This window comes from Bradyrhizobium nivariense, from assembly GCF_029846695.2.
Taxonomy (GTDB): domain Bacteria; phylum Pseudomonadota; class Alphaproteobacteria; order Rhizobiales; family Xanthobacteraceae; genus Bradyrhizobium.
Map to the genome: position 1 here is coordinate 1 of NZ_JARWCR020000051.1, position 18,901 is coordinate 18,901.

The 18,901-nt window shown below is 64.3% G+C and carries 27 protein-coding genes; 10 read left to right on the plus strand and 17 right to left on the minus strand.

What is annotated here, in order from left to right:
• Nucleotides 1-208: 208 nt before the first annotated feature.
• Both QCM77_RS31435 and QCM77_RS31440 read right to left on the minus strand, forming a co-directional pair.
• Nucleotides 209-493: a cytosolic protein gene (locus QCM77_RS31435; protein ID WP_279686163.1), complete on the minus strand. Its 285-nt coding sequence runs from the start codon at nt 491-493 to the stop codon at nt 209-211.
• A 351-nt stretch (nt 494-844) separates the two neighbouring features.
• On the minus strand, nt 845-1,165 hold the full coding sequence (locus tag QCM77_RS31440; RefSeq protein WP_279667273.1) for a hypothetical protein: 321 nt from the start codon (nt 1,163-1,165) through the stop codon (nt 845-847).
• A gap of 316 nt (nt 1,166-1,481) precedes the next feature.
• Between QCM77_RS31440 and QCM77_RS31445 the strand changes: the two genes are divergently transcribed.
• The gene (locus QCM77_RS31445; RefSeq protein ID WP_279667272.1) at nt 1,482-2,492 is read left to right on the plus strand and encodes a hypothetical protein; all 1,011 of its coding nucleotides are present in this window, start codon (nt 1,482-1,484) and stop codon (nt 2,490-2,492) included.
• Between the two features lie 170 nt (nt 2,493-2,662).
• Here the strand turns inward: QCM77_RS31445 and QCM77_RS31450 are convergent, their stop codons facing one another.
• Nucleotides 2,663-3,169, minus strand: a complete 507-nt coding sequence (locus QCM77_RS31450; RefSeq protein ID WP_279667271.1) for a hypothetical protein — start codon at nt 3,167-3,169, stop codon at nt 2,663-2,665.
• A 146-nt stretch (nt 3,170-3,315) separates the two neighbouring features.
• Here QCM77_RS31450 and QCM77_RS31455 point away from each other — a divergent pair, with 146 nt between their 5' ends.
• Complete coding sequence (locus tag QCM77_RS31455) at nt 3,316-3,513, plus strand: hypothetical protein (protein WP_347882403.1); 198 nt, start codon at nt 3,316-3,318, stop codon at nt 3,511-3,513.
• A gap of 88 nt (nt 3,514-3,601) precedes the next feature.
• On the opposite strand, the gene QCM77_RS31460 is transcribed toward QCM77_RS31455, so the two are convergent.
• Nucleotides 3,602-4,609 carry an acyl-CoA desaturase gene (locus QCM77_RS31460; protein ID WP_279667270.1) on the minus strand — a complete coding sequence of 336 codons (1,008 nt, stop codon included), beginning with the start codon at nt 4,607-4,609 and terminating at the stop codon, nt 3,602-3,604.
• Nucleotides 4,610-4,908: 299 nt separating this feature from the next.
• On the opposite strand from QCM77_RS31460, the gene QCM77_RS31465 reads away from it, so the two are divergent.
• Nucleotides 4,909-5,613 carry a transglycosylase SLT domain-containing protein gene (locus QCM77_RS31465; protein WP_279667269.1) on the plus strand — a complete coding sequence of 235 codons (705 nt, stop codon included), beginning with the start codon at nt 4,909-4,911 and terminating at the stop codon, nt 5,611-5,613.
• A 119-nt stretch (nt 5,614-5,732) separates the two neighbouring features.
• Here QCM77_RS31465 and QCM77_RS31470 read toward each other — a convergent pair whose 3' ends face one another.
• From QCM77_RS31470 to QCM77_RS31480, 3 genes are all read right to left on the minus strand, one after another.
• Nucleotides 5,733-6,008: a hypothetical protein gene (locus QCM77_RS31470; protein ID WP_279667268.1), complete on the minus strand. Its 276-nt coding sequence runs from the start codon at nt 6,006-6,008 to the stop codon at nt 5,733-5,735.
• 123 nt (nt 6,009-6,131) lie between these two features.
• Nucleotides 6,132-6,809: a cell envelope biogenesis protein TolA gene (locus tag QCM77_RS31475; RefSeq protein ID WP_279686164.1), complete on the minus strand. Its 678-nt coding sequence runs from the start codon at nt 6,807-6,809 to the stop codon at nt 6,132-6,134.
• A 215-nt stretch (nt 6,810-7,024) separates the two neighbouring features.
• Nucleotides 7,025-7,561, minus strand: coding sequence for a helix-turn-helix domain-containing protein (locus QCM77_RS31480; RefSeq protein WP_279667266.1), 537 nt, complete (start codon nt 7,559-7,561; stop codon nt 7,025-7,027).
• A 198-nt stretch (nt 7,562-7,759) separates the two neighbouring features.
• Here QCM77_RS31480 and QCM77_RS31485 point away from each other — a divergent pair, with 198 nt between their 5' ends.
• The gene (locus QCM77_RS31485; RefSeq protein WP_279667265.1) at nt 7,760-8,110 is read left to right on the plus strand and encodes a zinc ribbon domain-containing protein YjdM; all 351 of its coding nucleotides are present in this window, start codon (nt 7,760-7,762) and stop codon (nt 8,108-8,110) included.
• Nucleotides 8,111-8,126: 16 nt separating this feature from the next.
• Here QCM77_RS31485 and QCM77_RS31490 read toward each other — a convergent pair whose 3' ends face one another.
• Both QCM77_RS31490 and QCM77_RS31495 read right to left on the minus strand, forming a co-directional pair.
• Entirely contained in the window at nt 8,127-9,044 is a 918-nt protein-coding gene (locus tag QCM77_RS31490; RefSeq protein WP_279686165.1) for a DMT family transporter, read from the minus strand.
• A gap of 117 nt (nt 9,045-9,161) precedes the next feature.
• A complete protein-coding gene (locus QCM77_RS31495) occupies nt 9,162-9,578 on the minus strand; it encodes a nuclear transport factor 2 family protein (RefSeq protein ID WP_279686166.1) in 417 nt (138 codons plus the stop codon).
• Between the two features lie 127 nt (nt 9,579-9,705).
• Here QCM77_RS31495 and QCM77_RS31500 point away from each other — a divergent pair, with 127 nt between their 5' ends.
• Complete coding sequence (locus QCM77_RS31500; RefSeq protein ID WP_279686167.1) at nt 9,706-10,287, plus strand: bifunctional transcriptional activator/DNA repair enzyme AdaA; 582 nt, start codon at nt 9,706-9,708, stop codon at nt 10,285-10,287.
• A gap of 326 nt (nt 10,288-10,613) precedes the next feature.
• Here the strand turns inward: QCM77_RS31500 and QCM77_RS31505 are convergent, their stop codons facing one another.
• Both QCM77_RS31505 and QCM77_RS31510 read right to left on the minus strand, forming a co-directional pair.
• Nucleotides 10,614-10,868, minus strand: a complete 255-nt coding sequence (locus QCM77_RS31505) for a hypothetical protein (protein WP_279667261.1) — start codon at nt 10,866-10,868, stop codon at nt 10,614-10,616.
• Between the two features lie 171 nt (nt 10,869-11,039).
• Entirely contained in the window at nt 11,040-11,243 is a 204-nt protein-coding gene (locus tag QCM77_RS31510) for a hypothetical protein (protein ID WP_279686168.1), read from the minus strand.
• 335 nt (nt 11,244-11,578) lie between these two features.
• On the opposite strand from QCM77_RS31510, the gene QCM77_RS31515 reads away from it, so the two are divergent.
• Nucleotides 11,579-12,880, plus strand: coding sequence for a M15 family metallopeptidase domain-containing protein (locus tag QCM77_RS31515; RefSeq protein ID WP_279686169.1), 1,302 nt, complete (start codon nt 11,579-11,581; stop codon nt 12,878-12,880).
• A 4-nt stretch (nt 12,881-12,884) separates the two neighbouring features.
• Here QCM77_RS31515 and pdxY read toward each other — a convergent pair whose 3' ends face one another.
• Together pdxY and QCM77_RS31525 are read right to left on the minus strand one after the other, a co-directional pair.
• The gene (pdxY, locus tag QCM77_RS31520) at nt 12,885-13,697 is read right to left on the minus strand and encodes a pyridoxal kinase (protein ID WP_279667258.1); all 813 of its coding nucleotides are present in this window, start codon (nt 13,695-13,697) and stop codon (nt 12,885-12,887) included.
• A gap of 191 nt (nt 13,698-13,888) precedes the next feature.
• Nucleotides 13,889-14,521 (minus strand): TetR/AcrR family transcriptional regulator, encoded by a 633-nt coding sequence (locus tag QCM77_RS31525; RefSeq protein WP_279686170.1) that lies wholly within the window; start codon nt 14,519-14,521, stop codon nt 13,889-13,891.
• A 98-nt stretch (nt 14,522-14,619) separates the two neighbouring features.
• Here QCM77_RS31525 and QCM77_RS31530 point away from each other — a divergent pair, with 98 nt between their 5' ends.
• The 3 genes from QCM77_RS31530 to QCM77_RS31540 all read left to right on the plus strand — a co-directional run bounded on the left by QCM77_RS31530 (nt 14,620) and on the right by QCM77_RS31540 (nt 16,380).
• A complete protein-coding gene (locus QCM77_RS31530) occupies nt 14,620-15,285 on the plus strand; it encodes an O-methyltransferase (RefSeq protein ID WP_279686171.1) in 666 nt (221 codons plus the stop codon).
• A gap of 181 nt (nt 15,286-15,466) precedes the next feature.
• Nucleotides 15,467-15,811, plus strand: coding sequence for a DMT family transporter (locus QCM77_RS31535; RefSeq protein ID WP_279667255.1), 345 nt, complete (start codon nt 15,467-15,469; stop codon nt 15,809-15,811).
• Nucleotides 15,811-16,380, plus strand: a complete 570-nt coding sequence (locus QCM77_RS31540) for a TetR/AcrR family transcriptional regulator (RefSeq protein WP_279686172.1) — start codon at nt 15,811-15,813, stop codon at nt 16,378-16,380. The genes QCM77_RS31535 and QCM77_RS31540 overlap by 1 nt, the downstream gene beginning before the upstream one ends.
• A gap of 18 nt (nt 16,381-16,398) precedes the next feature.
• On the opposite strand, the gene QCM77_RS31545 is transcribed toward QCM77_RS31540, so the two are convergent.
• Both QCM77_RS31545 and QCM77_RS31550 read right to left on the minus strand, forming a co-directional pair.
• On the minus strand, nt 16,399-16,713 hold the full coding sequence (locus tag QCM77_RS31545) for a hypothetical protein (protein ID WP_279667253.1): 315 nt from the start codon (nt 16,711-16,713) through the stop codon (nt 16,399-16,401).
• A 71-nt stretch (nt 16,714-16,784) separates the two neighbouring features.
• Nucleotides 16,785-16,991: a hypothetical protein gene (locus QCM77_RS31550; RefSeq protein ID WP_347882404.1), complete on the minus strand. Its 207-nt coding sequence runs from the start codon at nt 16,989-16,991 to the stop codon at nt 16,785-16,787.
• Between the two features lie 111 nt (nt 16,992-17,102).
• Here QCM77_RS31550 and QCM77_RS31555 point away from each other — a divergent pair, with 111 nt between their 5' ends.
• Complete coding sequence (locus QCM77_RS31555; RefSeq protein WP_279686174.1) at nt 17,103-17,381, plus strand: DUF3551 domain-containing protein; 279 nt, start codon at nt 17,103-17,105, stop codon at nt 17,379-17,381.
• Nucleotides 17,382-17,400: 19 nt separating this feature from the next.
• Here the strand turns inward: QCM77_RS31555 and QCM77_RS31560 are convergent, their stop codons facing one another.
• Both QCM77_RS31560 and QCM77_RS31565 read right to left on the minus strand, forming a co-directional pair.
• Nucleotides 17,401-17,628: a hypothetical protein gene (locus QCM77_RS31560; protein ID WP_279667250.1), complete on the minus strand. Its 228-nt coding sequence runs from the start codon at nt 17,626-17,628 to the stop codon at nt 17,401-17,403.
• Nucleotides 17,629-17,849: 221 nt separating this feature from the next.
• Nucleotides 17,850-18,866 carry an SH3 domain-containing protein gene (locus tag QCM77_RS31565; RefSeq protein WP_279667249.1) on the minus strand — a complete coding sequence of 339 codons (1,017 nt, stop codon included), beginning with the start codon at nt 18,864-18,866 and terminating at the stop codon, nt 17,850-17,852.
• Nucleotides 18,867-18,901: the final 35 nt, after the last annotated feature.

The window sequence follows — 18,901 nt, forward strand, 5'->3', positions numbered from 1 at the left end:
GAAGGCCGGTGAGTGGTTCCGGCGGGGTCGTCTGCTCATGGTCTCTCCTGATTCGCGGGGCCTATCGTGCCCGCCGTCAGGCAGAAACTCCACTTAGCGTCCTGTGCAGATTTCCGGGACCGGCTCTCTTCGAGCACGGCACCGGCGCAGTTACTGTGACAGTGCACTCAACTGGCCAGATTGAGTGCACTGTCACCGTAATGCCGGATCACGACGGTTCTTTCAGGATTGGTGCACCCAGCTCATCGAAACGAAAGAGCTGAAAGATGCGCTGGCCGTCGAAGTCGAGGATTCTCAAATCATCGGTCTCCTGCAGATTGCTTTCGACCGCTTGAAAGTGCCCGCCGTAGCGCGCCTTGGCGAGCGACAAGGGAACCTCGAACGCGACGAACTTGCCGATCCCCTTGTGCCTGAGCACCTCAAGGAGCTTCTGGTCGTGCAGCGACTCGTGGGATGTGAGAATGAGCAACGGGCCGCTCGCCGTGAGCAGCAAAAGCGATTTCATCGGATCCTCCTTTGCAGGAAGCGTAGCCCGGATGACCCGACGGGTCGGCGCGAAGCGCCGCCCGATGATAGGCTCCGGAATTACGGTGCACCAAACCCCGAACCGTCTGACCTCCCCGACGATCAACCTGACGCCGACACACTAGCCCGTAGCATCAATTACGGTGACAGTGCACTCAACTGGCCTATCCATTTGGATTGAATGCACTGTCACCGTAATCGTGCGTAATCGTAGCTCAACGCGCGAAGGTGGAAGCAATACCCATCAATCTGGCAGAGCCAGAATTAGCCGAGGTCGTAACCCGCCAATCTCGCGAATGGCAGGTTACTGTTGTGCCCGTCAGTACTTTGGCGCTGTGCTCGTGCCCGACTTTGGCATTGTGCTCGTGCCCGTGGTTTGAGACTTTGTGCTCGAGCCGGTGGTTTGACCGGGCGCGTAATTGGACGCGCCGGCGCTGGTCTTTTTCGAGGCCTTCGCATGGTGCATCGCATGGTGCTTCTTGTGTCCAGGAGCGTAGCTGGAAGCGCCCGGCTCGCCCGTCTTGGAACCCATTTGCTGCATCTCGTGGCCCGGCGTCTTGCTCGATACGCCCTGAGCAAACACGGCTGGTGCTGTTGCCATGAGAATAGCAGCAGAGAGCGCAATGATCTTTGATTTCATGTCGTCCTCCTCCCGATACCCCCTCAAAGCAACGAAATAGATCAAGCCCCGTTCCCCTGAACGAATGTTCATAATGAGCCAGCATTTCGGTGACAGCTCGGATGGGTGGAGCCCTTGCGAAACCCATCATTCGACGATCGACGTTGATGGGTTTCGCTCCCGCTCTACCCATCCTACGGGCTACGAACGGTCACCCCCGAGCCCGCCATAATTTCTCCTTCGCACGCGCGTTGTGTTGGACAGCGGCGAGACCTATCCTTCCAACGATCGGACTGCCGCATTCCCATTGACGCCCGACTGGATCGAGAGCGCATCGGTGCCTGAGACCAATGACCCCAAGCCTGATGCGCTCAAGCCTGATGCGCCCAGGCCTGATGCCCCCAAGCCGGACGAGGTGCGCGCCGATGGCGGGCTGGCGCGAGCCTACGACCAGATCAAGAGCGCGGAGGAAGACCTTGCGCGGCTGGACCGGCTGGTTTCCGGAATGGAACGCGGCAGCGAAGGCCCACGGGCCTCGCAAGCAAGCGCCGGTGCGGAGGCAGCCAAGACTTCCGAGGACAAAACTTCCAAGGACAAGGCACCGGATAGCAGGGGTCGCGATCAAGGCCTGAAGCGAGATCGGCCCATGCTGCGCGCTCTGATTGGCCTCGTGCTGGCGATCGGCATTCTCGGTGCCGCCTTCGCTTCGCACTATCGCGATGAGGCCAGGTCGATCATGGCGCGATGGGTTCCGCCGGCCGCGAGCGAGCCTCCGCAAGCGTCCGCGGTTGAAAGTCCGGCGCAGCCACAGGCCATGCAGCTGGCTGCTGCGGATGAACCTGGTACGGTGCCCGCGCCGCCGATCGGCAAGGAAACGGAGAGCGCTCCAAGACCTGATACTCCAAGACCTGACGCTTCAAGACCTGACGCTGCAAGAACTGGCGCCACGACACCTGACCCGTCATCGTCCGATCTCGCGCAATCGCTCAAGGCCATCACCAACGAGCTTGCGAGCATCAACGGAAAGCTGGAACAACTGAAAAGCCGCAACGAGCAGACGCTGCACGAGCAGGCCGACACCATTCAACAGCTCAAGGCGGCGCAGGAGAAGGATGCGGCGGACAATGCGCGCCTCGCCGCACAGGTCCAGGCGTTGCAAACGCAACTGACGACTTCATCCGCATCTGCATCCGCGAAACCCGCCGCGCGGAACGTGTTGAACAACGATACGGCTGCGCCTGCACGGCCGCACGTGCAAGCGGCCGCACCTCGGCGGCCCCGGCCGTCGCGAGGACCCTGGATGCCCCCGCCCTATATGGTCGACCCCTACGGCGATCCGGATTGGTGAGCTCGCAGGGCGGATTCAGGCGGATGACGGAGATTAGATGACGGGGTTCGCAGACCGTAGGATGAGTGGAGCGACTTGTCCGCCGTAGCTCGACGGAAGCGACGCATCGACGCTGCGCGCGACGATCGCAAGAGCTCAACCCATCCTACGAGCTACGATCTACGCCCGCCTCACCGTATCTCGCTCATCGACACCTTGGCGGCGATCCCGCTCAGCTCGGGCTCTTGCGACGCAAACTCCTCTTCGGACGATGGGCCTACCGAGACTTCGACCATCCTGCGCTTGACCTGTTCGCATGTCTTGCGGACGTCTTCGGTGAACAGCGCGCATTCTTCGATGCGCTTGAAGATCTTGCGTCCCTCTTCACGATACCCCGCCGCCGTTTCTCGCATGAAGGCGATCGCATCATGGACCTGGGCTGTCAGCGCCTCGCATTTTTGCGCGGCGTCGATCAACTCGGTGCCCATCGACTCGATCTCTTTTGCAGCGGACTCATAGTCCCGAACGACCGCCTCTGCACTGAGCGCACCGACGCGCGTCACGCCCGCGGTGTGCTCGACGTAATCAGGCAGAGCAATGGAAGCAATAGAGCTTCCCGAGCGTACCGATGCAATGTCCGCCTCGAGTTGGACCAAGTTCACTCCTTCACGCCTGCGCAATTGTTCAACACTTGCCATGACTGATCCTCCCAATACGCACCCAGAACCCCAAACAGTATTGGGTTTATTACGGGGATAAGCTCCGTTCTACCCTGATGTATGCTTGACAGCCTCAGCTTTGCCACTTTTTCCCGGTCTCTGATGCCGCACGCAGCGATGGACTTGTGGGCGTTCAACCTCTCCTGGTGGCGGTGGGGGAAGATGGTAGGTTTCGCAAGAACTCGTCGAGCGCCTACCCGCGCCGCCACTTTCAGATGATGGCCGGCGAACGCCGCGGCGATCACCTCGTTGCAAGCTATGTATTACGGGTCAACGCGATGAAGCGGCAGCTTCAGCGCCTTGCCGCGAATGACGGCAACTAGCCCGTAGGATGGATGGAGCACTTGCGAAACCCATCATGCCATGACGGCTGCTGATGGGTTTCGCTGTCGCTCTACCCATCCTGCCTGCTCAGACCATCGCTTCGGTATCTGCCACTGAACGTTTCCCGCCGTCTGAATCTCCAGACCGACGGGTCCGGCTTCCGGCCGCGAAAATGTCGTGCACCAGCCCGAGCTTCCCGAGCCCGAGAATGATCAGGCCGTTGATGTCGATCTCGTACCAGGCGTGCGACAGATAGGCGTCGCGCGGAAAGCGGTGATGGTTGTTGTGCAGGCCTTCACCGAAGGTGAGGATCGTGGTCACGAACTCGTTGGTGGTGCCGTCGTCGAGCTCGAAGCGGCGGTAGCCGTAGCGACCGTCGCTATGGCAGACCGAGTTGACCAGCGAAGTGGCCATGGTCATGAGGTAGCTGCGAAACAGGCCGGAGAACAGGATGCAGCCGGTCATCGCGTGCATGCCGCCGAACGCGTAGCCGATCGCGCCCGGAATGATCACCGCCGAGAGCGCGTACCAGTACCAGCGCGTCCTGGTGAAGAACATGGCAATCGGGTCGGCCAGAATATCCTTGGCGTAGTATTCGGCATCGGTGGTGGCCTGGTCCCACACCCAGCCGCCTTGCGCATGCATCATCCCCTTGGCGAAGGTGACATAGCGGTTGCCGTCGCCGTCATAGTAAGGGCTGTGGACGTCGCCGGGCTGGTCGGAGTGAAGATGATGGCGGCGATGATTGCTCACCCACTTCAGGATCGAGCCCTGCACCGCCATCGTGGCGATGGCCGCGAACAACGTCCGCATCACCGGACCGCAGCGGAAGCTGCGGTGGACGAAGTAGCGATGCATGAAGCCGATCCCGACCGTGGACAGCGCAAACGTGCCGGCGAAGACCGCAATCTCCACCCAGCCGATGCCTTGCCAGAAGGCCCAGACCAGCGCCGCGATCGAACCTCCGATCATGATGACGAAGGAGATGTAGGAATCGCGAAACTTGGCGTCGACCACCGGACCTGCGAGAAGCACGCCCGGCGGCATTTTCCGCTCCGCACTTTCCGCCGACACCACGCCCTCGATTACGGTCATTTCAGCCGATCCATTCACGAAAAATTAACCCTGCTGCGGCGCACCATACAACCTCGGGTTACTTCTATCAAGGATTCGAGCTGCCGTAGGGAGCCCGGAGCGGCGACCTGAAAAGACGCGATCAGAGGGAAATCAAGCTGGATTTCAAGGCCTGGCGGACAGCGTTAACTAACTACAAAGTCTCCGCCATGCACTCCCACAAGAGCGATGCCAAGACAAGCAAGCGCCTTCCCCCTCTCCTTCGCAGCGTCCGACGTGGCGCGCGGTGGGTGCGAAAGAATTGCGCGCGCGCACCGCGGATGCTTCGGATCGCGGGTGGCGTGGCGATGGTGCTTGCGGCCGTCTTGCTGGTGAACATCGCCTATCAAACGATCCGCAAGCCGACCGAGCTGTTCGTCCTTGTCGGCAACGCCCTCGACAAGGATCCATCCGAGACTTGGCGGCAATACGGGCCGCTCTTCCGCACCTACTCCACCGCGACGATCACGCCCGAACTGCTGGCGGCCCTTGCGCAGGTCGAGAGTTCAGGCAATCCCGTGGCGCGCACCTACTGGCGCTGGCGATGGAGCCTCAATCCGCTCGCGATCTACCGGCCCGCCTCCAGCGCCGTCGGCCTCTACCAGATGCTGGACGCAGCCTACGCCGACGCCGCGCGGTTCTGTGTCCGTGACAACGCGGTCACGGAGATCGGTTGCGGGTCTACCTTCCTCTACATCCGCGCGATCCCGAGCCACGCCATCGAGCTGGCATCGGTGTATCTCGACCGCAATGTCACGCTGGTTCTCAGTCTCGCGGGCGATGCAAAGGCCAATGCGCAGCAGAAGCAGGATCTGGCCGCCTTCATCCACCTCTGCGGCGCCGGTCCCGCCACGGCCTACGCGCGCCGCAAGTTTCAGATGGTGCCCAATGAGCGCTGCGGCGATCACCTCGTCGCCAGCTATGTCGCCAGGGTCAACGCGATGAAGCGGCAGTTTCTGCGGCTTGCGGCGGATGACGGCGGCTAGCAAAGAAGCATTCCCGGATGAGCGAAGCGACATCCGGGAATGCTTCGGCAACGTCCCTGGATATCGCTTCGCTCATCCGGGCTTCAGGCTCCAATCAGTTCCGCGTCCGTCGGTGGCCTTCACCACCAGTACGGCCAGCGCCAGCCCTCATAGCGGACCCACGAGGACACCAAAGGCGGGCCGTAGGGATCGACCCGGTCGTCTTCAGGGCGATAACGATAGCGTGGAACAATATTGTAATCCCACGGCGTCGGCCTGAGCACCGGGACGTCCACCCTCAGCCGTGGTTCAGCAACCACTCGAGCCTTCCGCGCCCGGGCTTCGGCACCTGATATCCCGAGGTTGCACAGCACCAGGGCCGTGCCGAGCGCACACGCGACAGTCATGATCTTCATGCGTTGGTCTCCTTCCCCCAAGAGTGCAAAAGGACGCCAAGCAAGGCAAGCTGAATTCGTGGTCGGCTTGCTTGCATGACTCTGGCGGACTTTGGCGGACTGGACTTGGCTGCCGCGCGCACCCTACTCCCGCGCCCGGCGCACCGCCTCCGCCAGCTTGATCCTCTGCTTGTCCCACCGGCTCTGCTCGGCCTCGGCGCGCTGATCGAGCGCGGCGCGCTCGGCTTCGATCGCCTCCGCCCGTGCGTCGTGCTCGCGCCTCGCCTCGTCGAGCGCCGCCTGCGCTGTCGCGACCGCCTTATCCCGGCGCGCGCGCTCCTTGGCGCGGGCGGCCTCTTCCTTGCGGCGCTCGGCTTCCCGCCGCCGCTCTTCCTTCTCGAATGCCGCGGCGGCCTTGCGGGCTTGTTGATCGTCAACCTTGCGTGATTGCGTGCGTGCGGTCGTGGCCGGACGCTTTTGGGGCTTGGACTTAACTTTGACCTTGGCTTTGGACTTAGCTTTTGACTTGGCTTTGGATTTGGGCTTGGCCTCGTCGTCAGCGAGATCGGTCGGCAGCGCGGCGTGCTCGGTGAACGGGCCGTTCGATCCGACCGGACGCCTGAGCACGACACCGGGGCTTGCCATGGTCGCGGCGACGATGTCGGGGTCGTCGGTCTCCTTCGCGGCGCCCTGATGGAACAGGTTGGACCTGGCGCCCCAGGCGTCCAGCGCCGCCTTCATCGAGGGCGCGGCGACCGCCTGGTCGTAGAAGCCGAGCGAGGTCTGGTAGGTCTTGAGTTTTCTTTTCAGTGTCTTCGGCATGTCGCCCCACGGCCCGGCGAGGCACCATCACGCAACCTTCGCCACGATGCCATCATGCCCCTGTTTTGCCCGCCGGGTCAAACGGCTTTCGGTATCGCCGAAGTCGGCACGGGCATCGATCGTGGATTTTTCGGACTTGCAGAACTTTGAAATCGCTGGGGATTTCTACTGTGCATGGGGTTGTTTTCGACGTTTTTGTTCTGGGGTGGTGCCAACTACGCCGCGTCGACGTCCTCAGGCGCCGGGCCCGCGACGAGCCCGTCGAGACCGACCATCAGCAGATCGGCGATGTGCATCAGCTGGTAGAGCGGAATGTCCGCCTCGCCCTGCTCGGCCAGCGACACGAAGGCGGTCGTGGCGCCGATGAGCTCGGCGAGCTGCGCGTCGGTGTAGCCGCGCCTCTCGCGCGCGGCTCTGACCCGCGCGCCGATCCCGAGCCGGTGCCGGGACTGCTCGTCCGCGGTCATCATGACGGCCTGCTCATCCGCGCTCGCATAGCCCTCAGTGAACGCGCTGCCGATCAGCCTGCCTTTGCGCCAGGCGACCCGGCAGTCCTTGCGCAGGCCGCTGCTGAACACCAGCGTGAACTGCTCGGCGACCCAGAGCGAGGCGTTGAGGCCGAGACGAGCGCCGGTGCCCGAGACATCGCGGATCGTGCAGGGCGCGCTGATGATCTTGCCGGTGCCGTTGTCGAACTCGACAATGCCGGTCCGCAAAATGTGATGTCTGACTGCGGCGCGATGCTCGCTCATGACCAGGACGCTCCTCGCGGCGACGTCGACCGGACGCAGCCGTAAAACCCGGACCTCAATACCGCAGAATTTTTCCCGAACTCCTAAGTTTCCCCTGGGTTCGACCGGGACCGGAAGCCATGGTAAAGGATTTGCTCCCAATCCATCTTTTTCCGGCGGAATGCGTACGGCGCGCCCGTGACGGCGATGAGGCGAACGATGACCGACGCGATGAAATGCCCGACCTGCAACTCCGAGCACGCCTATCAGGATCGCGGCCTCTGGGTCTGCCCGGAATGCGGCCATGAATGGAGCGGCACGGCCGACGCAGCCGCGGACGCCGCGCAGGACGCCGGCGTGCGCGATGCCAACGGCAATGCGCTCGCCGATGGCGACAGCGTCATCGTGATCAAGGACCTCAAGGTCAAGGGCTCCTCCTCGGTCGTCAAAGGCGGCACCAAGGTCCGCAACATCCGCCTGCAGGACGCCACCGACGGCCACAACATCGCCTGCAAGATCGATGGCATCGGCGCGATGAATCTGAAATCGGAGTTCGTGAGGAGGGCGTAAGCCGAGGCCCGGAGGTCTACCGCTGCCGCTGCGCCAGATAGAATCCGCACAGCACCGTCACGAGCCCTGCCGCCTGCAACATGGTTGGCATTTCGCCGAGCAGGAGCCAGCCGGTGAGCAGCGTCAGCGCCGGCACGCAGGCGGGAAACACGGCGGCGCGGGCGACGCCGAGGCGCTGGACCGAGACGGCGTAAAGGTAGAGCGCGGCGGGGCCCGCAAGCACGCCCTGCGCCAGCGCCTGGATGGCGTTCTCGCTGACACCGATCGCCGCGACCCGCGCGAGCCCGCCGGTCATGAGGTAGATCGGCAACAGCAGCAGCGACAGCACGTTGATGACGAGCGCGGCCGACACGGCGGAGACACGCCAGTGGCGCAGCAGTGCGCCGAAGCACGCGAACATCAATCCGGTCAGCACGAAGGTCAGATCGCCGAGCACGCCGTCGGTGCCGATATGGCCGATCGATTCCGCGCCGATCACGCCGAGCCCGCCGACGATGACGAAGGCGCCCGTGAGGCGCGAGGCGGAGATATGTTCCTTCAGGAACACGGCGGCGAGCAGCAGGCCGCCGAGCGTCGCGCAGGAGGGCTGGATCACGCTGCCATGGCCGAGCGGCACGAACAGAAAACCGGTGTAGGAGATCAGCGACATCACGGGGCCGCCGAGCACCATCAGCGCAAGGCCCCTGCGCCAGCCGATGCCGCAGAGATCGGAGATCCCTGCGCGCATCACCAGCGGCAGGAACGCGATGCCCGACCAGACATAGCGATGCACGAGCAGATCGACCGGCGTGAAGCCGAGCTTGAGGCCATGCCGCGTGCCGGCAAAGCCGAGTGCCCAGAACAGCGCCGCGGCGAGGCCGCAGACGACGCCAAGCAGCGCCGTCGCCTGATCGTTCTTCTGAATGAGAGCGTCAGCGCTCGTTCGCTGATCCATGGGCAAGCCTTATGTCAGCGCGCGACGAGGCTCAACCCACGCGGTTGCAGGTCTGGCACGCGGCGGAGAAGCAGGGACTTTTGTCGTCCGGATGAGCGCAGCGATATCCGGGACTCGTCACGCCTCCTCTCCAAACACCATCTGCCACCCCTTGCGCGTGTCCATGTATTCCCGCACCTCGCGGATCTTGCCGCCGGCCACCGTGAACACGAAGCAATAGTCGTTCTCGTAACGCGCTCCCCTGGCAAGGGTGGCGCGCATCCGCTCCTCCACGATCACGACATCGCCGTCGGCATAGACGCCGCGAAAGGCGATATCGACATCTGAAAACATCCTGTGCATCTCCTGCGCAATGAAGCACGCGATCGCTTGCGCGCCGATCATGTGATCGGTGTGATCGAGCGCGACCGCGGTGGCGTTGCCCTTCGGCGCGATCCATTCGGCATCGTCCGTGAACAGCGCCGCGATGCGCGTCGCGTCGCGTGATGGAAAAATCTTCCAGGCGTTGAGGACGATGTCTTTCGGGCTGGTCACGGCGGGCTCCAAAACTGGCATTGAAGGGGGCTTGCATGAAACGAGGGCCGCCTTCTACGCCGCCCTGCGCGTCGCGGCTCGCCGCAATCGGACTCGGTCATCCCGCGGCACTTCCCGCAGCGCCTGCATGCGCTATTATCAGGCCATGCTGAGTTTTGATGTCTGCAATGCCGCGCGCCTGCGCCGGGATCCCCGCTATGACGGCCGCTTCTTCACGGCGGTGAGGACCACGGGCATCTATTGCCGCCCGGTCTGCCCGGCCAAGCAGCCGCTGACGCGCAACGTTGTCTATCATCCGACAGCCGCGGCGGCCGAAGCCGCAGGCTTCCGCCCTTGCTTGCGCTGCCGCCCCGAGACCGCGCCGTTCTGCCCGGCCTGGAACGGCACGCGCTCCACGGTCGCGCGCGCGGTGAAGCTGATCAACGAGGGCGCGCTCGACGAGGATTCGGTGGTGTCTCTCGCGCTGCGGCTCGGCATCTCCTCGCGTCATCTGGCGCGATTGTTCGAGCGCCACGTCGGCGCGACGCCGCAGCAGCTTGCGAAGACGCTGCGCGTTCAGCGCGCAAAACGCCTGCTCGATGCCGGCGATCACACCATGACTGACATTGCATTCCAGGCCGGCTTCGGCAGCCTGCGCCGTTTCAACGCCGCGTTCGCAGAGCTCTACGGCCGCTCGCCGTCGAGCCTGCGCTTATCGAAGCGTGCGTAGGCCGCTCAGAAAAACCCCGGGCTGAGATCGAGCCCGATTCTTGGCTGCTCAATAAGCGGCGCCCGCATCAAGCGCCCCGATCTGCAAAGCAACTATTAAAGAGATCACACTCGCTTTGAACCGCCGTACACAACCGGCGCGCGACGTCGATTTTTCTTGGATTTTTCTTGGATTTTTCTTGCCGCAACTTTCTCAATCCGCGCACCGCCGCGCCAGGTCATGACTCGCTCCGCCAAAAAAAAGACCGCGCTCCCGAAAGGGAACGCGGTCCGCGCCGGCTCGGGAGGAAACGAGCCTGCTTCATGTTTTCTTGAGGCGAGTTCAGATCAACGGGCGGTGCCCGTCGTGACATCAGCGGTCTTGACCTTGCGCGGTGTCAGCACGCGGGTCTGGTGGACCGAAGCGACAGTGGTCGGCGCCGAGGCCTGCTGCTCGACATGCGCGGCACCGAGCACGCGCACCTGCATCGGGGAGACCGGAAAACCGTTGGCCTCATAGGTCGGCAGCTCGGCGGCGAAAGCCGCGGTGCTGCCCGCGATGGTCAGGATGGCGGCGGCGATCGACAGAGTCTTCTTGTTCATTGGTGATGCTCCTGAGTGAAAGGTCGGAGCACATTTAAGCCTGTTTTGCTGCATTGCGACATACGTCGCTGCATTGCAACATCGCACGTAGCGCATAGCAATATGTTTAATGCGCGCAAGGCCTTGGCCGAATCGCCGCCGGGCGCGACATGACACTTTTATGGGCGGTGATCAGCCGCCGAGCACATTGCCCCAGCCGTCGAAGACGTAGACCTTCCAGGTCACCGTTCCGTCCCCGCCCGGTCGGCTGGCGCGGCGATAATCGTCGGCCTCCTCAGCGGTCCAGGTGACGATCGTATCGGAGAGCAGGTCGTGCAGGATGGCGGGCTCGGTGGGGTCGAAGGCATCCATGGGACGAAGCGAGGAATGGGTCATAGGCGCCCAACGCGCCGGCCGCGGCAAGGTTGCGCAATGTGTCCAGAAAGATACGTCAAAGCCGCCCTCGCCAAAAATATTTGTCTTTACCGAATTTTGCGCAGCGCCGGTGGCATCGCCTCCCATGGAACCGCAATGGAACCCGCGTTGCACCTCGGCAACACCCGCCGAAAAAGCCCTTTTTCGCCGAATTGCGCCATTGCGCCGCCACACCGTCCTCCGAACAATCGACGCGCGGCGTGCCTTTTCGTGCAAGACTGTCTGGTCAAGACTGTCGGCATCAAGACTGTTCGAACAAGACGAGGTTCAAACAGAACCGTTTGGGGGCAGGGATCATGAATGATCGGCGGTCTCTTCTGGTGGCGGTCTCCTGCCCCTCGGCGGTTCTCGCAGGCTGGCTGGCGCTCTCTTTGTCCTCCTATGCCCCTGCCCTCCTCGAGAACAGCGGCGCCAATGCTTCTGCCGTCTCGCGCGCGAAGGATCTTGGCCGGCTCGACCTCGCCGACATTCCGCATGCTGCGGCCATCGAGGACGGCGTCGCCCTGACCGCCGATATCGCGGCCGCGGTCGCTGCGACACCGAGCCTGGTCACCGCCGAAGCGGCAACGCCCGAGGCGCCAACTCCCGCCATCAAGCTCGCCTCGGCCGATTCAGTGCTGATCTTGCCGACCGAGGCGCCGCCCGCGCCGCAGATTTCGCCCGAGCCGACACCGTTCGCCAGCGAGGTTGCTCCGGCTCCGGCGTCGGAGCCCGCGATAAAACTCGCATCGGCCGATCCCACCGAGATCGTGACGACGGACGCGCTATCCCCCGCGACGATCGTGAGCGGACCGACGGCTGCCGCGAGCAAGGCCTCGCCGTCCGCGGACACCGTCGCCGTGCTCGACGAATGCTTCGTCATGGAAGCCTGCATCGACCGCTATCTCTGGGCGCTCTACCAGCGCACGCCCAAGGAAGACTCGATCAAGGTCGAGGATCGCCGCGCCGTCACCGTCAAGCGCAAGGGCAAGACGGTGACCGTGATGCGCAGCTTCACGAAACTGGTCGACGAGGATTTTGGCTGGAAGGATCCGAAGGCGGCCGACCACGCCGGCATGCCGATGATGGACTACGTCATCGGCGGCATGGACAAGAGCTTTAAGCAAAAGCTGTTTCGAACGCTGCTCGCTGCCGAAGCCGCCGGCCTCTCGCCGGGCATCACCAGCGCGTTCCGCGACGACTATCGCCAGTCGATCGCGAGCGGCCTGAAGGCCGCCTCCGACCGCTCCTATCACGGCGGCAGCACGCGCGGTGGCTACGGCCACGGCATGGCGGCCGACATCGTCAGCACCAAGGGCGACAACCGCGCGCAGCGCTGGGTCTCGACCGAGGTGCTGTGGAAGTGGGTCGACGCCAATGGCAAGGCGCTCGGCATCGGCCGGCCCTATCTCGGCCGCGATCCGCCACATGTCGGCCCGATCGACGGCGCGGAATATGTCTCGAAGCGTGGCTCGGCGGACCGCAGGGAAGCCGCCAACGCCAGGCCGAAGAAGATGCGGGCCATGGCCAGCGCCAAGCCGCCAAAGGCACAGGCCGCGCGTGAGCAGAAGGCCAAGTCGCAGAAGTCGGCGCAATCGGCCGGCAAGCGGGCGACCTGAACCGTTACGGCTTCCGCGTCGGCAGCGGCACGAGACGCATCTCGGCTGATCCCGCCTCCTGCGTGCGCACCAGCACGGCAAAGATGGTCTCGACCGCGAGCCGCACCGCCGCCTCCATTGCCTTGCCTTTGGCGAGATGCGCCGCGATCAGGCCGGTGAGGAGATCGCCGGTGCCATAGGGCCGGATCGGCAGGCGCGGCGTCGCAAAGCGCGACAACTGACCGTCGGCGCACAAGATCGTCTCCACCTGCCCTTCCGCCGTGTCGGCGAGCGTGCAGCCGGTGGCGACGACGTCGATGCGGCCGGTCCCGGCCAGCGCCGCGCACGCCGCGCGCAGGCCCGGCGCATCCGCGATAGCGTGGCCGGAGAGCAGCTCGAGCTCGAACTGGTTCGGCGTGGTCAGGTTCGCGGCCGGCAGCAGCCGGTGCCGGACCACGTCCAAAATGCCGTCGGCGACATAAACCCGGCCGTCATCGCCGATCACGGGGTCGCAGAGATAGACGAGCTTCGAATTGCGGGTCAGCGCCCGCTCGACGAAATCGGCAATGACAGCGGCATTGCCGGGCGAGCCGAGATAGCCGGTGACGAGCACCGCGGCCTCATCGACGAGATCGCGCTCCTCGAGGCCTCTCAGGAGATCGGCGACGAGCTCTGTCTCCAGCACCCGCCCGCGCAGGCTCGGATAGCGCGGATGGTTCGACAGCAGCGTCGTCGGCACAGCCGCGACGTTCACCCCCTCCGCCTGCATGGCATAGGCGGCGGCACTGTTGCCGACATGGCCGTGGACCACTTGGCTTTGAATGGAGATGACGAGCATGAAAGAAGTCCGTAGGGGCAAACGCTGGATGTGGCAAGCGTAGCCCGGATTACGCTGCAAGCGACATCCGGGAATGGTGCCCGTGCACTCAGACGCCGGATTTCGCGGAGCCTGTCATCGGGCGGCGCTTTGCGCCGACCCGTTGGCTGCATCGGGGCTACAAGATTGCGGCATCTCAGGCCAGCAATGACTCAGCGCCGCGCCAGCCTCGCAAGATAGGCGCAGAACATGTCGGCCATGGCCTCGGCATAGGCTGTGATCTCCGCCTCGCTCCGCGCCTCCTCCGAAAAATTCTTGCCGACCTCGCTCAGCGTCGTCGTGATCAGCTCGCCGGCGAGGGTGCGCGTCGCATCCGAGGCCTTTGGCAGCGCCTCCCGCATGAACGCTGCGACGATGCCTTCGCCGGCCGCCCGCGCGTCCTGCGCCTCGGGCGCGTCACGATAGAGCGGTGCGGCGTCGCTGAGCGCGACGCGGATCGCAGCCTCCTCGCACTCGGAGCCAATGAAGGCGTGGACCAGCGCACGCAGCCGCGCCGGCGGCGGCTTCGCGCGGTCGGCGAGAATGTCGCGCAGGAGCTCGCTCGTGCGCCGCCACTCGTCGCTCTGGAGGCGGAACAGGATCGCCGCCTTGTTCGGAAAATATTGATAGAGCGATCCGACGCTCACCCCCGCTCGCTCCGCCACCCGCGCGGTGGTGAAGCGCTGCGCACCCTCCTTCGTCAGGACCTGAACAGCAGCATCCAGAATGGCGGCCACAAGCCCGCTCGATCGGGCCTGTTGCGGCTGTTTTCGCGAGGAAATTGAACGACTTCGACGATTGGCCATGGTGCGCCCGGGCAATGCGAATAGGAAATGCGACGAATTAGTCGTATTTCAGCATCCAACGCAAGCACGCGTTTTACCGCGAACCCCGGAGACATCGAATGACCACCCCAGCCATCACAACGCTGACGCCGCTGCTGGATCGCCTGTTCCTCGAGGCCGAAGCAACAAGAGACGCCGCTCACGCCGCGGTCGCCGATTTGTCCGACGCCGACCGGGCGCGGATGATGCGGAGCAAGACCGATTACCGCGACCTCTACGGACGCCTGAAAGATGCACCGCTCGCGGTCTCACGCCAGACCGGTACGCTGCTCTACATGCTGGCGCGCAGCTCTCGCGCCAAGGTGATCGTCGAGTTCGGCACATCGTTCGGCATCTCGACCCTGCACCTTGCAGCGGGCTTGCGCGACAATGGCGGCGGCCGCCTGATCACAAGCGAGTTCGAGCCGTCCAAAGTGGCGCGGGCACGGGACAACCTTTCGGCTGGCGGGCTGATCGACATCGTCGAAATCCGCGAAGGCGATGCGCTGAAGACGCTCAGCGCCGATCTGCCTGATACGATCGATCTCGTGCTGCTCGACGGCGCCAAGGCGCTCTACCCCGACATCCTTGATCTGGTCGAAGACCATCTCAAGCCGGGCGCGATCATCGTTGCCGACAACGCCGACTTCAGCCCCGACTATCTGGCGCGCGTGCGCACGCCTGCAAACGGCTATATGTCCACGGCCTTTGCCGAAGACGTCGAGCTATCCGTGCGGATCAACTGACGCCGCACCGAACTCCCGCCCGGGGCCGCCGCACGATTCGTCGCGCGGCGGCTTCGGGCCGTCGACTTCACGTTGTCGCAGGCTCGTCACTCACTCGTGATACCGGTTCCCGGCAAAAGCCATCCCCGCATGCTAAACATACCTACCGCGCGGTATCTTTCGCGCTACGTTCGAGTTCGCCATGACCTCCGCCTTCAGTGCCTACGCAGCGCTTGCCCTCGCCATCGTCTTGGAGGTCACGGCGTCCGCCTTCCTCCAGCAATCCGCGCAGTTCACGCGGCCGTGGCCGACACTGGCGATGGTGCTGTTCTACGTCGCCTCGTTCTACGCGCTGTCGGTCGCGATCCGGGTCATCCCCCTGAGCATCGCCTATGCGATCTGGGGCGGCGTCGGCATCATCCTGACTGCAACCGTCTCCTTCGTGCTGTTCCGCCAGATGCTCGACGCCGCGGCCTTCGTCGGCATCGCGCTGATCGTGTCCGGGGTCGTGGTCATCAACCTGTTCTCGGGGACCACGGTGCATTGATGCCGACAAGCGCCTACACCCGTGCCAAGCAGCCCGAGCAGGTCCGGCGGGCCCTACTCGACTGCGCCGCAGCCATCGCCATGGACCATGGCGTCGCTGGCGTCACGGTGCAGGCGGTGGCGGCGGCGGCTGGGGTCACCAAGGGCGGCCTGTTTCATCATTTCGGCAGCAAGCAGGCGCTGATCGAGGCCCTGTTCGCCGATCTGCTCGCGCGCGTCGATGCCGAGATCGACGCCGCCATCGAGGCCGATCCAAAGCCGCGCGGCAGCTTTACGCGCGCCTACGTGAATGCGGTGTTCACCGGCAAGGCCTTCGGCTTCGCGACACCCTGGGCGGCGCTGAGCATGGTCGTCGTCACCGATCCGCCACTGCGCCGGCTCTGGAACGACTGGATCAAGGCACGGTTGAAGCGCCACCATGCGACAGACGGCACGCCGGAGCTCCACGTCGTCCGCCTCGCCGCCGACGGCGCTTGGCTGTCCTATGTCACGACCGGACAGACGCGCATGAGCGCCGACCTCCGCGCCGTCCACGCAGGGCTGCTCGCGCAGACTTATCGACGCGCGTAGCCGGCAGCCGGCTCGCGCCTATTGGCTTTGCAACGGCTTGGGCGGGTGCGGCGCGGATCGCTTCGCGCCAGGCTTGGCCGCAGCCCGCGGGGGCGGCGTATCGACCGATTCAAGATAGGCGGCAAGCGCCTTGGCTGTATCGGAACTGGTCGCGTAATGGTCCTTCAGGAACCAGGACAGCGTCAGGTTGAAGCGCCCCTTGGCCAAGCCGCGCGGGCTGCGATGGCAGGTCGCGCAACCATCGGCGAAGAGCCTTTGCGGCGACTTGCCGGCATCGAGATTTTGCGCGGCGGCAACTGTCGCCGTCAGGACCACGGCGGCTGTCAGAGTCATCAGAGGCGCGATCAGGTCGCGCCCCGGTCGAAATAGCGAAATCAATGTCGTCCCCTAGCCCCATCTTGCGGTCAGGCCGCCAATAGCTGATCGAATTCGGGCGGCGCGTAGGCCTTGCCGTCCTGGTCGGTGATGACGACCTTCCACCCCTCGCTCGCCCAGACCTTTGCCTTCGCCACGATGAGCAACCGGCTCTCGCGGGCATAACTGCACTTCTCATTGTCGCGTTCTGCGACCATCTTATAGGCCAATGCGCATCCCCTTGCGGTGCCCTGCACCCGTTCTCCTCGTGGCAGCGGGCTTTGGCCGCAATTCGCCGGGAGCGTGGCAATTTGATGCCATCCACGGCAGCATTGTGCTTGGTTCCGGCCGAGCGAGGGAGGTTGATCGTGCGCCGCATCATCAATGCGATTCTGCTTGTCGCGGGCTTGCTTGGTGCGGGCCTGCTCGGCGCCGCGCCGACAGCAGCGCAGACCTACGATCCGCGCTATCCCGTCTGCATCGAGATCTACACCGTCGACGGCCGCAGCGTCGATTGCAGTTTTGCGACGATCGCGCAGTGTGCCGCGACCGCCTCCGGGCAGTCCGCTCAGTGCTACGCCAATCCTTATGCCACGCGGAGCCGGCAGCGCAGCCCGGTTCCGTCGCCGCCGCGACGAAGCCGATAGCATCAGGTCTTCGCGCCGATCAGTGGACGCGGATGATGTGGGGACGGCCGAGATCGATCAGCCCCTGCACCGCGGAGAGGCGGTCGTCGAGGGCTGCGATGGTGAGCAGCAGATTGTTGCGGCGCTCGTCGAGAAGGCCCATCTCGGCGCCGGAGAGTTTTGTGCTCGACCGCTCCTTGTGAATCCCGTCGAGGGATTGGCGCAATCCGGCAATCAGGGCGGACAGCTGCTTGGCTTCTTTGGTCATCGACCGCTTCGCGACATTTTGGCGGCGCGTCTCCGCCTGGTTCTGTCTCATCGTCATCCTCCCGTGCCCCGCTGCCCCGAGTGGAATGCTTACAGCTTTGAGTAGACATCTTACGATCGATGAAATCTGCCCGCGAAGAACTTTCTTAAATTGTACGCGCAGGGAACCGGTCCGGATCAAGCAGAAAGCCCGGCGCGAGGGCTGGGCTTTCATTAGTGAATCTAGTGCTTCTGGTGGTCGCCACCGGGGCCGCCAGCCGGCGCACCGCCGCCGCGTGGCGCGGCGTTCACGTGAGGAGCGCCACCGCCGCCGCCATGCGGCATCGCGGGCGCAGCCGCGCGCGGCGCCGGCATCTGGGCGTGAGCATTCATCGGCGAGCCGTGGCTCACATTGGGCTGGGCCACATGCGGCATCGCGGGCCGGCTCGCGGGCGCGGCCGATACACGCGGCGCCTCGTGTGCGCGCGCCGCTTCGCGTGCGCGCCCCATAGGCTGCTCACGCACAGCGGTGCGGTGTGCGGCTGGCTCGTGCATGATGCGGGCCTGTGCATCGCGCGGATTGCGGCTCTGCACATTGGTCCGCTCATGCGCGATGCGCTCGCTTCGTCCGGCGCGGGTCCGGTCGGTCGCAACCGCAGTGTCGCGCCTGGCGATGGCGGCGTCGTGCCGTGCCGTCGCGGCATCACGGCCGGAGACCGCGGCCGCGCCCTTAACATTCTCCTTAACATTCCCCTTGGCGTTCGCACCGTTGCGTCCGAGCGCAATCGCCGCATCGCGCGTTGCCGCCCGGCCGATGCGAGCCGCGCGCGGATCGATCGTCATCCGCGTCGCGACGCTCTGATGCGAGCTCCAGTAGCTATTCCAATAGGCATGCCGCCGATACCAGGGCCGCCCCTCATAATAGCTCGACCAGTACGAGGTCAGCACGAAGGGGACGATGGGCACGTCGATCTCGTCAACATAGTCGGGGAGATAGACGTAGTGATTGCGGTAGAGATATTCGAGATATTGCGACGACACCCAGCCACGGTCATCCGAGAAGCTCACGTCGCACCAGGCGTTGCCGCGCAGGCAACCATGGATGTTGACGCGGGCCCCCCCGGGGATGCGATCGACCAGCGGAAAGCCCGAACCCGGCCCGGCGCGCAGGCCGGTCGAGACGGTGACCATGCCCGGTGCGGCCAGTGCAGCCGTCGGGGCGAGCAGCAATGCGGCAACCAAAACGCTTTTGAATCTCATGGCGTATTCCTCCTCGTTCGAGTTGGAACGCGCAA

Excerpts from the sequence above, each read along its gene's own strand:
- QCM77_RS31440 (WP_279667273.1), bottom strand. The coding sequence starts at position 1,165 with ATGAAATCAAAGATCATTGCGCTCTCTGCTGCTATTCTCATGGCAACA.
- QCM77_RS31450 (WP_279667271.1), bottom strand. The coding sequence starts at position 3,169 with ATGGCAAGTGTTGAACAATTGCGCAGGCGTGAAGGAGTGAACTTGGTC.
- QCM77_RS31460 (WP_279667270.1), bottom strand. The coding sequence starts at position 4,609 with ATGACCGTAATCGAGGGCGTGGTGTCGGCGGAAAGTGCGGAGCGGAAA.
- QCM77_RS31465 (WP_279667269.1), top strand. The coding sequence starts at position 4,909 with ATGCTTCGGATCGCGGGTGGCGTGGCGATGGTGCTTGCGGCCGTCTTG.
- QCM77_RS31470 (WP_279667268.1), bottom strand. The coding sequence starts at position 6,008 with ATGAAGATCATGACTGTCGCGTGTGCGCTCGGCACGGCCCTGGTGCTG.
- QCM77_RS31475 (WP_279686164.1), bottom strand. The coding sequence starts at position 6,809 with ATGCCGAAGACACTGAAAAGAAAACTCAAGACCTACCAGACCTCGCTC.
- QCM77_RS31480 (WP_279667266.1), bottom strand. The coding sequence starts at position 7,561 with ATGAGCGAGCATCGCGCCGCAGTCAGACATCACATTTTGCGGACCGGC.
- QCM77_RS31485 (WP_279667265.1), top strand. The coding sequence starts at position 7,760 with ATGACCGACGCGATGAAATGCCCGACCTGCAACTCCGAGCACGCCTAT.
- QCM77_RS31490 (WP_279686165.1), bottom strand. The coding sequence starts at position 9,044 with ATGGATCAGCGAACGAGCGCTGACGCTCTCATTCAGAAGAACGATCAG.
- QCM77_RS31500 (WP_279686167.1), top strand. The coding sequence starts at position 9,706 with ATGCGCTATTATCAGGCCATGCTGAGTTTTGATGTCTGCAATGCCGCG.
- QCM77_RS31505 (WP_279667261.1), bottom strand. The coding sequence starts at position 10,868 with ATGAACAAGAAGACTCTGTCGATCGCCGCCGCCATCCTGACCATCGCG.
- QCM77_RS31510 (WP_279686168.1), bottom strand. The coding sequence starts at position 11,243 with ATGACCCATTCCTCGCTTCGTCCCATGGATGCCTTCGACCCCACCGAG.
- QCM77_RS31515 (WP_279686169.1), top strand. The coding sequence starts at position 11,579 with ATGAATGATCGGCGGTCTCTTCTGGTGGCGGTCTCCTGCCCCTCGGCG.
- pdxY (WP_279667258.1), bottom strand. The coding sequence starts at position 13,697 with ATGCTCGTCATCTCCATTCAAAGCCAAGTGGTCCACGGCCATGTCGGC.
- QCM77_RS31525 (WP_279686170.1), bottom strand. The coding sequence starts at position 14,521 with ATGGCCAATCGTCGAAGTCGTTCAATTTCCTCGCGAAAACAGCCGCAA.
- QCM77_RS31530 (WP_279686171.1), top strand. The coding sequence starts at position 14,620 with ATGACCACCCCAGCCATCACAACGCTGACGCCGCTGCTGGATCGCCTG.
- QCM77_RS31535 (WP_279667255.1), top strand. The coding sequence starts at position 15,467 with ATGACCTCCGCCTTCAGTGCCTACGCAGCGCTTGCCCTCGCCATCGTC.
- QCM77_RS31540 (WP_279686172.1), top strand. The coding sequence starts at position 15,811 with ATGCCGACAAGCGCCTACACCCGTGCCAAGCAGCCCGAGCAGGTCCGG.
- QCM77_RS31545 (WP_279667253.1), bottom strand. The coding sequence starts at position 16,713 with ATGACTCTGACAGCCGCCGTGGTCCTGACGGCGACAGTTGCCGCCGCG.
- QCM77_RS31560 (WP_279667250.1), bottom strand. The coding sequence starts at position 17,628 with ATGACCAAAGAAGCCAAGCAGCTGTCCGCCCTGATTGCCGGATTGCGC.
- QCM77_RS31565 (WP_279667249.1), bottom strand. The coding sequence starts at position 18,866 with ATGAGATTCAAAAGCGTTTTGGTTGCCGCATTGCTGCTCGCCCCGACG.